Source organism: Pseudonocardia wallangbongensis, from assembly GCF_054486945.1.
This window is the reverse complement of the sequence record NZ_JBRERS010000015.1, coordinates 148,485-160,374: the sequence shown is the minus strand read 5'-3', so window position 1 is coordinate 160,374 and position 11,890 is coordinate 148,485. Positions and strand designations below refer to the sequence as shown.

Annotated in this window: 10 protein-coding genes; 1 reads left to right on the top strand and 9 read right to left on the bottom strand. The window is 73.0% G+C overall.

Annotation, left to right across the window (positions count from 1 at the left end; all coding sequences use genetic code 11):
* Positions 1-35: 35 nt before the first annotated feature.
* The 9 genes from ACU436_RS36750 to ACU436_RS36710 form a co-directional block, all read right to left on the bottom strand.
* Positions 36-1,079 carry a LysR family transcriptional regulator gene (locus tag ACU436_RS36750; protein WP_459031706.1) on the bottom strand — a complete coding sequence of 348 codons (1,044 nt, stop codon included), beginning with the start codon at positions 1,077-1,079 and terminating at the stop codon, positions 36-38.
* Positions 1,080-1,107: 28 nt separating this feature from the next.
* A complete protein-coding gene (locus ACU436_RS36745; protein WP_459031704.1) occupies positions 1,108-2,424 on the bottom strand; it encodes an MFS transporter in 1,317 nt (438 codons plus the stop codon).
* A gap of 1,113 nt (positions 2,425-3,537) precedes the next feature.
* Complete coding sequence (locus ACU436_RS36740) at positions 3,538-4,512, bottom strand: NAD(P)H-dependent flavin oxidoreductase (protein ID WP_459031703.1); 975 nt, start codon at positions 4,510-4,512, stop codon at positions 3,538-3,540.
* Positions 4,509-6,098 (bottom strand): AMP-binding protein, encoded by a 1,590-nt coding sequence (locus ACU436_RS36735; RefSeq protein WP_459031702.1) that lies wholly within the window; start codon positions 6,096-6,098, stop codon positions 4,509-4,511. The genes ACU436_RS36740 and ACU436_RS36735 overlap by 4 nt, the downstream gene beginning before the upstream one ends.
* A complete protein-coding gene (locus ACU436_RS36730; RefSeq protein WP_459031701.1) occupies positions 6,095-6,844 on the bottom strand; it encodes an enoyl-CoA hydratase/isomerase family protein in 750 nt (249 codons plus the stop codon). The genes ACU436_RS36735 and ACU436_RS36730 overlap by 4 nt, the downstream gene beginning before the upstream one ends.
* A gap of 1 nt (position 6,845) precedes the next feature.
* Positions 6,846-8,039, bottom strand: coding sequence for a CaiB/BaiF CoA transferase family protein (locus tag ACU436_RS36725; RefSeq protein WP_459031700.1), 1,194 nt, complete (start codon positions 8,037-8,039; stop codon positions 6,846-6,848).
* The gene (locus ACU436_RS36720) at positions 8,036-8,785 is read right to left on the bottom strand and encodes an enoyl-CoA hydratase/isomerase family protein (protein WP_459031699.1); all 750 of its coding nucleotides are present in this window, start codon (positions 8,783-8,785) and stop codon (positions 8,036-8,038) included. The genes ACU436_RS36725 and ACU436_RS36720 overlap by 4 nt, the downstream gene beginning before the upstream one ends.
* A gap of 28 nt (positions 8,786-8,813) precedes the next feature.
* Positions 8,814-9,755, bottom strand: coding sequence for a hydroxymethylglutaryl-CoA lyase (locus ACU436_RS36715; protein WP_459031698.1), 942 nt, complete (start codon positions 9,753-9,755; stop codon positions 8,814-8,816).
* A 52-nt stretch (positions 9,756-9,807) separates the two neighbouring features.
* Positions 9,808-10,299, bottom strand: coding sequence for a MarR family winged helix-turn-helix transcriptional regulator (locus ACU436_RS36710; RefSeq protein ID WP_459031697.1), 492 nt, complete (start codon positions 10,297-10,299; stop codon positions 9,808-9,810).
* Between the two features lie 116 nt (positions 10,300-10,415).
* Here ACU436_RS36710 and ACU436_RS36705 point away from each other — a divergent pair, with 116 nt between their 5' ends.
* Positions 10,416-11,783 carry an MFS transporter gene (locus tag ACU436_RS36705; protein ID WP_459031696.1) on the top strand — a complete coding sequence of 456 codons (1,368 nt, stop codon included), beginning with the start codon at positions 10,416-10,418 and terminating at the stop codon, positions 11,781-11,783.
* The last annotated feature ends 107 nt before the right edge of the window (positions 11,784-11,890 follow it).

Below are 11,890 nucleotides of genomic sequence, written 5' to 3'. Positions count from 1 at the left end.
CGACAGCGTCAAAGACGTGAAATCATGTGGTCCGATCACTCCTGCCTATCGTTCGGCGGGAGCCCGCGGCCGATCCGCGCGACCGGGGAGCGCTCGGAGAACTCGGCGCGTTGCCGACGGCGGACGGCGAGGTCGGTCTCCGCCGTGGCCTGCACCCGCCCGAGCCCGGCCGCCATCCGCCGCTCGATCGCGCGCTCCCAGGAACGCACCCGGTCGCGGGTGAAGTCGAGGAACGCCGCCGTTGCCGGGGCCATGCGGCCCGGCCGGTAGACGACCCCGATGTCGCGTCGCAGGGGCGGATCGAGCTCCAGGACCACCGCATCGCGCAGGAACGCGTCGAGCGCGAGGCGCAGTGGCACGATCGCCGCGCCGCCGCCGTTGAGGACCATCGGCAGGACGGCGCCCCGTTGCGGGACCTCGACCGAGACCAGGGGCTCGACGTCGGCGGCCCGCAAGGCTCCCTCGATCCACTCGCGGGTGGTGGTATGCCGCTCGCCCAGCACCAGGGGGACACCGTCGAGGTCCGCAGGCCGAACGGCGTCCGGGAAGCCCGCGTCGGTTCCGGGCGGGGCGACGAGCACGAAGTGCTGGGTGAGCAGCCGTTCGTGCACGAGCCCGTCCCGCGGATGCGGCAGCACGCTGACCCCGACCTCGCACTCACCGGAGGACACCAGCTCGGCGACCTGGGAGACGCCACCCCGTTCCTCGATGCGCGCGTTGACCCGTGGCTTGACCACGCGGAACTGGGCGACCCAGATCGCGGCCGGGTCCGCCGAGAGGTCGGCGAGGGAAGCGACGTCGACCCGCCCCGCCTCGAGCTCGCGGACCTCGCGGACCGCGTCGTAGGCCGAGCCCACCGTGCGCAGCATCTGACGGGCCGGCCCGACCAGGGCCTCGCCGGCGGGGGCGAGCACCAGGCCCCGGCCGACGCGGTGGAACAGCTCCGTCTGCAGGTCCCGCTCCAGCCTGCGCAGGGACTGGCTCAGCGACGGCTGTGCGACGCGCAGCGCCGCAGCGGCCCGGTGCACCCCACCGTGCTCGACGACAGCGAGGAAGTACTCGAGCTGACGCAGGTCCACCGGCCGAGTCTGGCAGGCGGGGGGCCGCTCAGGTCGGTGCCGGCTCGCGGCGTCGTAGGGACGCGCCGTAGGGGTCGGGGGAGAGCAGCGCGGTGACGATGGTGATCATGATCATGGCGGACATGTAGAGGGCGATCATGTTGTAGCCGCCGGTGGCGTTCAGCAGTGCGGTGGCGATGACCGGGGCGAGGCCGCCGGCGAAGACGCTGGCGGCCTGGGCGCCGATGGAGGCGCCGCTGTAGCGGACCTCGGGTTCGAACAGCTCGGAGAAGTAGGCGGGTTGGGGTGCGTAGACGGCGCTGTTGCCGACGTTCACCGCCACCACGGTGGCCAGGATGATGATCGGTAGGGAGCGGGTGTCGAGGGCCCAGAAGTAGGGCCAGCTCATGGCGAGCAGGACCAGGGAACCCCAGAGGATGACGGGGCGCCGTCCGAACCGGTCGCAGGCCCAGCCGTAGAAGGGGAGGCTGACCAGGCCGACCGCGGAGGAGACGATCACGGCGAGGAGCAGGTCGTCGCGTTGCATGCCGAGCAGGGTGGTGCCGTAGGTGAGCACGAAGGTGGTGTGGATGTAGAAGGTGCTGTTCTCGGCGAAGCGCAGGCCGGCGGCGCGCAGCACGTTCCTGGGCTGTTTGCGCAGTACGGCGAGCACCGGTAGCCGTTCGATCCGGCCGGCCGCTCTGGCTTGCTCGAACACCGGCGATTCGTGGATTTTGAGCCGGATGACGATGCCGACGACGACGAGCACGATGGAGGCGAGGAAGGGGATGCGCCAGCCCCAGGCGAGGAAGGCCGCCTCGCTCATGGTGCCGGACATGACGAGGATGGCGAGGTTGGCGGTGAGCATCCCGGCGGGCACGCCGACCTGCGGCCAGCTGCCGAAAAAGCCGCGGCGGTGGGGTGGGGCGTGTTCGACGGCCATGACGGCGGCGGCGCCCCATTCGCCGCCGATGCCGATGCCTTGGGCGATGCGCAGCAGGACGAGCAGGATGGGTGCGGCCACGCCGATGGTGTCGGCGGTGGGGAGCAGGCCGACGAGGAACGTGCCGCCGCCCATGAGCAGCACCGACAGGACGAGCATGGACTTGCGGCCGATGCGGTCGCCGTAGTGGGCGAACACGACCCCGCCGATGGGGCGGGCGATGAAGCCGACGCCGAAGGTGGACAGGGCGAGCAGGGTGCCCGTGAGCGGGCTCGCGTCCGGGAAGAAGAGCTTGCCGAACACGAGCGCGGCGGCGGCGCCGTAGACGAAGAAGTCGTACCACTCGATGGACGTGCCGATCAGGGTGGCCAGTGCGACCCGGCGGGTGCTGGTGGGGTCGGGGGCGGGCGGCGCAGGATGCATCGGTGAACCCTTCGGTTTCCGCTTCGCGTGATCACCGGAGGGTAGGTGCACATCCGAGGATCGGCATATCCCGTTTCCGCCCTGCGAATGGGCACACAGACCGTACGAACGGCACCTTCGTGCGATAGGTTCGGACGAAGGTGCCGCTCGTGCACCAGGAGCACTCCCTGGAGCGCGAGGGCCGGGGCTCGGGTGGGTCGGCGCCTGGTGATCGATCCGAGCTGCGCGAAATCGCCCTGACGAGGGCGTTCATGGTGGTCTCGTAGCGATCAGGGTCGCATGATCGGTCCGAGATGCGGCGGATCGCCCTGCCCAGGACGTTCAGCGCGGTCTCGCAGCGATCAAGGGTGCATGATCGGTCCGAGATGCGGCATATCGCCGTGACCAGGGCGCTGAGCGCGGTCTCGCAACGATCACGCCCGGCCACGCCGGGCCTGTCCAAGATCATGTCGACACCAGCGGGGTTGGATCTTGAGCCAACCCCGCTGAGGTCTATCTGATCATGAAACCCGCGGCTTGGCGCGCCGTCCCGGCGCCCCGTGCCGGACGGTCACTCCCTACCGCTTCCTTGCCTCCGGCGCAGTCCATCCGTTCGCGTCGATCCCTAACCTGGGCGGGGTGGCTGGGCGGGCGGAACTACCGACCCCGTGGTGGCGTGGGCGGCCGTCCCCGACGTGGGGGCACGGCGGTCTTGGACGAGTCCGTCGCTGCCGGATGCCCGCGCAACTATCCTGTGGTCCCGAATCGTGACCGCAGGGTGGCCACACCCAGTCGCCTTGCTCGTGCAGGTGAGTGTTCGTACGCAGGTCCGGGAGGCAAGAGGCGTATCTCGCAGCGCGCCCACAGTATCGGTGTTCTCCCACTCGGCCCCGTCGTACCGCAGCGCGCAACGCGCCACATGTCCACTGGTGCATCCCACGCGAATCCACGGGCGCCTGCTCGGGGCCTACCCCGACGCGTCTCCGACCGGCGAACGTGACGGCTGTCGAGAATCGCGCCAACCCCACCCACTCGCGGCCCCACACCCAGGCGGGCCCATCACGATGAAAGTGCGCTCAGTCGACGTTCGACAGAGCAGTACGAAGGTGCCGTTCGTCGTCGCTGCACCAACCTCTACGTCGTCGGCCGGTCCTGCAGCCGCGGGAGGCCGGCCAGGGCCGTCCGGTACTCCTCGACGATCCGTTCGACGATGCGGGCGGCCGGGAGCACGGCGTCGACGAGCCCCGCCGACTGCCCGGCCTCGACCTTGCCCCCGTTGACGTCCCCGTGCAGCGCGGCGTCCTTGAGCGTGGCGGCGTGGAAGGTCCTGCGTCGCAGGTCCTCGTCGGCGCCGGACGCCTCGAGCCCGAGCATGCGGTCGGTGAAGTCGTTGGCGAGCACGCGGATGACGCCGAGCCCGCGGCCGACGGCGCGGGTGTCGTGCACGCCCGCCGCGACGACGGCCGACTTGTACCCGTCGTGCACGGACGCCTCGGTGCTGGCGAGGAAGCGGGTGCCGAACTGGGCGGCGCCCGCGCCCAGCGCGAGCATCGCGGCGAGCCCGCGGCCGTCGGCCACGCCGCCGGACGCGATCACGGGGACGGCCGGTACGGCGGCGACCACCGCGCGGACGATCACCTGCGTGCCGACCATCGCGGGCGGTGGGTGGCCGCCGGCCTCCGCGCCGACCACGACCAGGGCGTCCACCCCGGCGTCGGCGGCCTTGCGGGCGTGCTCGGTGGCGGCGACGACGTGCAAGCAGCGGGTGCCGGCGTCGTGGAAGCGGTCGAGGTAGCGGCGCGGCCCGCCCTGGGAGGCGATCAGCACCGGCGGCGGCCGCTCCAGCAGCAGGTCGATGACCTCGTCGGCGCCGGCCCGGTGGAGCGGCAGGTTCACCGCCCACGGGCGGTCGGTGCCGGCGGCCATCTCGTCGAGCGTGCGGGCCAGGTCGGGCAGGCGCATCGGACCCGCTGCGACGACGCCGAGCCCGCCGGCGTTGCTGACGGCGAGCGGCAGCGCCGAGCACGACGAGGCCCAGGACATGCCGGCCTGCACGATCGGCAGGTCGACGCCGAGCAGTTCGGTGACGGGCGTGCGGATCCGGGTCACGCGCCGGCCCGCTCGAGCAGGGCGCGGGCGTGCGCGGCGAGCTGGTTCTTCTGCACCTTCGAGCTGGCCGTCATACCGATGTCCTCGAACCCGTCGACGATCCGCAGGTGCCGCGGCACCTTGAAACCGGCCATGCGCTCGCGGGACCAGGCGAGCAGCTCCTCCGCGGTGACGCCGGGCTCGGTGAGCACGACGAACGCGAAGGGCACCTCGACGAGCCGCTCGTCGGGGACGCCGACGACCGCGGCCTGGCGGACCAGCGGGTGGCGGTGCAGGGTGTCCTCGACGTCGGCGGGCGCGACGTTCTCGCCGCCGACCCGGATGATGTCCTTGGTCCGGCCGACGAAGTGCAGCCGCCCGGACGGGTCGAGCACGCCGATGTCGCCGGTGGACAGCCAGCCGTCGGGGTCGACGGTCTCGGCGGTGCGGGCCGGGTCGTCGAGGTAGCCCTGCATGACGTTCCAGCCGCGCACCAGGATCGACCCGGGTTCGTCCGGGCCGCAGTCGCGGCTGTCGTCCAGGGCGCGGATGCGGACCTCGACGCCGGGCTGGACGGCCATCGCGCCCGCGGCGCGCACCTCCTCCGGCTCCCACCACGCCGACTGCGCCACGTTCGGGGACGCCTCGGAGAGCCCGTAGCCGGCCACGCACTCGCGGGCGCCGAGCTCGTCGATCACGCGGCGGACGACGGTGGGGGAGGCGGCCACCCAGGCGCCGCGCAGGCGCAGGGTGTGGCGTGCCCGGTCGGGGTGGCCCAGCAGCAGGAGGGCGATGGTGTCGTTGCCGGAGAAGTGGGTGCAGCGCTCGGCGTCGAGCAGGCGCAGGGCCTCGCCGGGCTCGAACCGGGGCATCGTGACCAGGGTCGTGGCGTGCTGGACGGACGACAGCACGGACAGGGTGCTCCCGGCGACGTGGAAGAACGGCCGCGCGGAGTGGAACCGGTCGCCCGGGCGCAGGCCCATCCGGGCGCCGGAGAAGAACGCGTCGGCGCACATGCTGCGGTGGGTGAGCAGGACGCCCTTGGGGCGCGAGGTGGTGCCGGAGGTGTACTGCACCAGCAGGATGTCGTCGGGCGTCGCCGTCGGCTGCGCGGTGGTGCCTGCTCCGGCGGCGAGGAAGTCGGCCCACGAGGTGGAGCCGGGCGCAACCGCGCTCCCCAGCATGACGACGGTGCGGAGCTCGGGGAGGGTGTCGAGCCCGAGCCGGTCGAGCATGGCAACGAAGTCGACGTTCAGCACGCGGTCGGCGACGAACAGGGTGCCGACCTTCGCGTGGGCGAGCGTGTAGCGCACCTCGTCGGCGGTGAACCGCGTGTTGACCGGCACGGTGACCGCTCCGACCGACCCGAGGGCGATGAACAGCGCCACCCAGGCCGGGCCGTTGCCGAGGCACACGCCGACCCGGTCCCCGCGCCCGATGCCGGCGGCGACGAGCGCGCCCCGGATCCGCGCCACCTGGCTGGCGAGCTCGCCGTACGTGGTGCGTTCCTCGGCCGTGACGACGGCCTCGACGTCGGGTGCCAGGAATGCGGCGCGCTCCAGGGCCTCGTGCGCGGTGAGCGGGCACGCCGTGTGCAGGTCGATCACTCCTCGTCCACCTTCCCGAACCGGTCCCGCCAGCCGCCGTCCGCGAGGCACTGCTCGATCGCGGCCATCTCGATCCTGATCCCGCGGTCGAGGTCCGTCTCGGCGCCCAGGTCGACCGCGCGCTTGGTCAGGGCCATCGCCAGTGCGGGCGCCTCGGCGATCGCGCGTGCGGTCTCGGCGCCGGCGCCGGCGAGCTCGGCCGCGGGGACGACGCGGCCGACGATGCCGAGCGCGGCAGCCTCCTCGGCGTCGAGGGGGCGTCCGGTGAACAGCAGCTCCTTGGCGCGCCGCTTGCCGATCGCGCGCTGCAGGCGTTGCGTGGCGCCGACCGTACCCCGGTGCGGTTCGGGGAAGCGGAAGGTCGTGCCCTCCGCGGCCAGGGCGAAGTCCGCCGCCAGGGTGATCTCGCCGCCCGAGCCGACGACCGCACCGTGGACCAGTGCCACCACCGGGCGGCGGCACTGCTCGATCGCGGCGTAGGCGGCGAACGAGGCGACGCGGCGCCTGCGCACCCAGGAGGCGTCCTTCCCGGTGCGCTCCTTCAGGTCGGCGCCGGCGCAGAACGCCGGGCCCCGGGCGCCGAGCAGGACCACCCGGATGCCGTCGTCGGCGTCGATCTCCTCGAACGCGGCGCGCAGCTGCAGGCACATCGGCAGGTCGACGGCGTTGCGGGCCTCGGGACGCACCAGCTCGACGTGCGCGGTGGCGCCGTCGACGGCGAGCCGGACCCGCTGCGGCTCGGCCATCTCAGATCACCCCCGCGGTGCGCAGCCCGGCGATCTCGTCGGCCGTGAGGCCGGCCAGGTCGGTGAGCACGGCGTCGGTGTCCGCGCCGAGCAGCGGCGGGACGCCGGTGGGGGGTGGGGGCCCGCCGGTCTCGCGCAACGGGGTGCGCAGCGCGGGGAAGTCGCCCTCGGTGGGATGGGTGAAGCCGCCGACGACGTCGCGCGCGGCCGCGTGCGGGTCGGCGAGCGCCTCGCGCACCGAGCGGACCTCGCCGACCGGGACGTCGGCCGCGAGCAGCTCCTGGACCAGCGGATCCCGGTCCCATCCCACGATGGCGACGCGCAGCGACTTCATGACGCGCTCGCGCTGCGCGACGCGCCCGGCGTTCTGCCGCAGGCCGGGGTCGGCGCCGAGCTCGTGCAGCCCGAGCACCGCGCAGAGCGGTGCCCAGTGCTGGTCGCTGCCGCTGATGTGGAGCCAGCGGCCGTCGCCCGCCTGGAAGGCCGCGGACGGCACCCGGCCGGGGTGCTCGGTGCCGGTGCGGACGGGGTCCTCGTCGAGCGCGAAGAGCCGGGCCGCGTTGAGCGCGTGCAGGCTGAGCTGGACGTCCATCATCGACACGTCGAGGTGGCGGCCGCGCCCGTGCGCCGCGCGACCCGCCAGCCCGGTCAGCGCGGCGATCGCCACCCACAGCCCCGAGCTCAGGTCCGCCACCGGTACGCCGGCCTTCACGGGCGGCCCGTCCGGCTCGCCCGTCATCGCCATCACGCCCGACAGGGCCTGGAACACGGTGTCGTAGCCCTTGCGCCCGCGGTCCGGCCCGGTCTGGCCGAAGCCGGTCGCGGAGACGTGGACCAGGCCCGGGTTCTGATCCGCGAGGGTGGCGTGGCCCAGGCCGAGGCGGTCCATGGTGCCTGGGAGGAAGTTCTCGACGAGCACGTCGGCGCGCGCGGCCAGCCGCCGCACGAGGTCGCGGCCGCGCGGGTCCTTGATGTCGACCGTGATCGAGCGCTTGCCGCGGTTGAAGGCGAAGAAGTAGGCGCTCTCGCCGTGGGGGAGCCGGGGCTCGAAGCCGCGGGTCTCGTCGCCGGTGCGGGGCCGCTCGACCTTGACGACGGTGGCGCCGAGCTCGGCGAGGATCTGCGTGGCCATCGGCCCGGCGAGCACCCGGGTGAGGTCGAGGACGGTGATGCCCTCCAGCGGCCGCGGGGTCACGCGCGGAACCCGCGCATCAGGGCGTTGACGTCCTGCCCGGCGCGCATCGCGGCGTCCGTCGGCAGGTCCGCGACGCGGTGGAAGAGGTCCTTCGCCGCGCCGAGCGCGCGCGGCTCGACGGCCGCCCACTGCTCGGCGATCTCGAGCGCCGCCGGCACGACCTCCTCGGGTGCCACCACCCGGTTGACGAGCCCGTGGGCGAGCGCCTCGTCGGCGCCGAGCAGGCGGCCGGTGCTGACGAGCTCGAAGGCGAGCTTGCGGCCGAGGTGGCGGACCAGGCCCGTCATGACCAGCGCCGGCACGATCGAGTGCTTCAGCTCGGGGTAGCCGAACCTCAGGTCGGTGGCGGCGACGGCCATGTCGGCGCCGATCGCCAGGCCCGCGCCGCCCCCGACGGCCACCCCGCGCACGGCGGACACCACCGGGGTCGTCATGCGCTGCATCTGCACCTGCAGGCGGGAGGTCAACGCGGCGCGTTCCAGCACGGCATCGGGGTGCTGGGGGGTGAGCGAGGAGAACTCGCGCAGGTCGGCGCCCGCGCAGAAGCCGCGCCCGCTGCCGGTGAGCACCACGGCGCGGACGGCGCGGTCGGCGTCGGCGGAGTCCAGGGCGGTGCTCAGCGCGCGGGTCAGCGCCGTGTCGAGGGCGTTGAGCTTCTCCGGCCGGTTCAGGGTCAGGATCCGGACCGCGGCGTGGTCCTCGACGAGCAGGACGTCGTCGCGGGTGGGCTCGGTCGGCACGGTCACGAAGGGCTCTCCAGGGTGGTGGTCCGGATCAGGCGGGCACGGCCGCGGAGCGGGTGAAGCCGGCGCGCGCGACCATGCTGTGGAGCGGTCGCTGCAGCGCCTCCTCGCACGCCCGCGACACCGCGGCCAGCGCGTCGAGGTCGATGCCGGTCTCGACGCCCATCGCGTCGAGCAGGCCGACCAGGTCCTCGGTACAGACGTTGCCGGTCAGCCCGGCGCCGTAGCCGATGCCCGCGGGATGCCCGCCGACGCCGCCGACCGCGCTGTCGAAGTGCCGGCAACCGGCGTCGAGCGCCGCGACGGCGTTGGCGATGCCGGTGCCGCGCGTGTTGTGGAAGTGCGCCACGACCGGGAGACCGGGGTGGGCGCGCCCCAGCCGGGCGAACATGGCGGCGACCGTCCGCGGCGTGGCCACGCCGGTGGTGTCGCCCAGGGTCACGAGGTCCGCACCGAGGTCCACGAACCGCGCGACGTCCTCGGCGACCCGGCCGGGGTCGACAGCGCCCTCGAACGGGCAGCCGAAGGCCACCGACACGACCCCCACCAGCCGGAACCGGCCACCGGCCAGCGCGACCATCTCCTCGACCCGTTCCCACTGGCCCGAGCGGGTGGTGCGCAGGTTGCGCTGGGTGTGGCTCTCGCTGGCCGAGACCAGCAGGCTCAGCTCGTCGGCGCCGTGCCCGGCGTCGAGGTCGGCGAGCGCCCGGCTGACCGCGCGCGGGTTGGGGCAGGTCGCCTTGAACGCCACCCCTGGCCTGCGCCCGACCTCGACGAGCACCTGGGAGGCGTCCGCGAAGGCGGGGACCCGGGACGGGTGGCTGTAGCTCGTGGCCTCGACCCGGCGGAAGCCGGCCTCGGTGAACGCGTTCAGCAGCGCGGTCTTGGTCGCAGTCGGTACGAACTCGGGTTCGTGCTGGAGCCCGTCGCGGGCGAAGCACTCGCAGATCGTCACGACGTCGTGCGCCGCCATCGAGTCACCTCCTCGTCGATGACTCCAGCTGTACGCGGCTATGTTGATAAAGTCAACACTCGGGGCGGTTCGCGTGCTCGCGCTCACGCTGCTCGAAGGCGAGTGCGAGGTCGGCGAGCTTGTCGAGCGCGCGCAGCAGCGCGTCGGCCTCGTCGGGGGAGAGGATCTCCAGGAAGCTCGCGTCCCGCTCGTTGGCCGCGGTGATCAGGCCCCGGTAGACGCGGGTGCCATCCTCGGTGAGCGCGAGCTGGGACGTGCGGCCCGAGCCCGCGGTCCGGTTGACCAGACCGCGCTCCGTCAGGCGGCTGACTACCCTGCTCATCTGGGCCTTGTCGAGTCCCGACCGGCGCGCGAGCCGGTTGAGCGTGAGCGTCGGGTCGGACGCGATCAGCGCGATCGCCCGCCACTCGCCCAGGCTCACGTCGAACTCCCGCCGATAGCGCAGGGCCGCCGACCGCGACATCGCCGACGAGGTGCGCGACAGTCGGTACGACAGGAGCTCCGAGATGGGTACGGGGTCCCGCCCGTCCGTTCGCTGCGCCATGGGGGCATCGTAGCGATCCTCGCCCGAGTGTTGACAAAATCAACACAGGTATCGACACTCGGCGTCGCCGCCGGTGCCTCGGCGACAATGCCCCCGGACGAAGGAGTCGAGAAACCGTGGCCGAACCCCACGCCGTCGCCGGGCGGTCGGACCGCGGCGGCGGTGCCGACACGGTGGACCGCGCGTCGACCTACCGCACCATCGCCCTGCGGGTCATGCCGCTGCTGGTGATCTGCTATGTCGTCAGCTTCATCGACCGCACGAACATCGGGATCGCCCAGCAGGGGCTGCAGCGCGACCTCGGTTTCGGGCCCGCGGTCTACGGGCTCGGCGTCACGCTGTTCTTCGTCGGGTTCATCCTGTTCGAGGTTCCCAGCAACGCGCTGATGGCGCGCATCGGCGCCCGCAAGACGCTGGTCCGCATCATGATCACGTGGGGGCTGGTGACGTGCGCGACGATGTTCGTGCGCGACGAGGCGAGCTTCTACGTGGCCCGCTTCCTGCTCGGCGTCGCCGAGGCGGGGTTCTTCCCCGGCGCGCTGTTCTACCTGTCGCGCTGGTTCCCGTCGGCCCGGCGAACGCGGATGACGGCGGTGTTCTTCATCGGCGTGCCGGTGTCGGGGGTCCTGGGGTCGATCGTGTCCGGGACGATCATGCACGCGCTCGGCGGCGTCGCGGGCCTCGCGGACTGGCAGTGGCTGTTCCTGCTCGAGGGGATCCCCCCGATCCTGCTCGCCGCCGTGGTGGCGATCGCCCTCGTCGACGAGCCGGAGCGGGCGACATGGCTCACGCCCGCCCAGAAGGCCGCCGTCCGGGCCGACCTCGACGCCGACGGCCGCACCAAGGGCCACGACCGCGCCGGCACCCACGGCGGGTTGCTGCTCGCCCTGCGCGACCCGAAGGTCTGGATCCTCGGCCTGTGCGCCTGCGGCGCCTACACCCTGGCCAACGCCGTCTCGTACTGGACGCCGCGGATCATCGCCGACGCCGGCGTCGGCGACGTGCTGAACCTCGGCCTGTTCTCCGCGATCCCGCCGCTGCTCGGCATCCTGGTCATGTTCCTGGTCGGCCGCCACTCCGACCGCACCCTCGAACGCCGCTGGCACGCCGCGGCAAGCTGGATGGTGGCCGCCCTCGCGATGATCGCGATCTCGGTGGTCGGCGGCAACGTCGCCCTGGTCGTGGCGCTGCTGGCGATCATGGCGGCCGCCCACTACTCGGGGCTGACCGTCTTCTACTCGATCCCGTCCATCTACCTGAGCGACCGGGCCGCGGCCACCGGCATCGCCGTGGTGACGTCGATGGGCTCGTTCGCCGCCGCCGCATCACCCTCGCTGCTCGGCTTCATCCAGTCCGCCACGGGGAGCCTGTCGCTCGGGCTGCAGATCAGTGCCGGCGTCATCCTGCTGGCCGTCGTTCTGCTGCTGGTCGGGGTGAAGGCGGGCGACCTCAAGGAGGAGGCTCGGGACCCCGGCCGGGGCTGAGCGCGGCGGTCGACGATGCCGCCCATGCTCTCGGTCACGGCCTGGTCCTCGACGGTCACCCCGGCGATCCCGGTGTAGCTGTCGCCGCGGAGCACGACCGTTGCGGG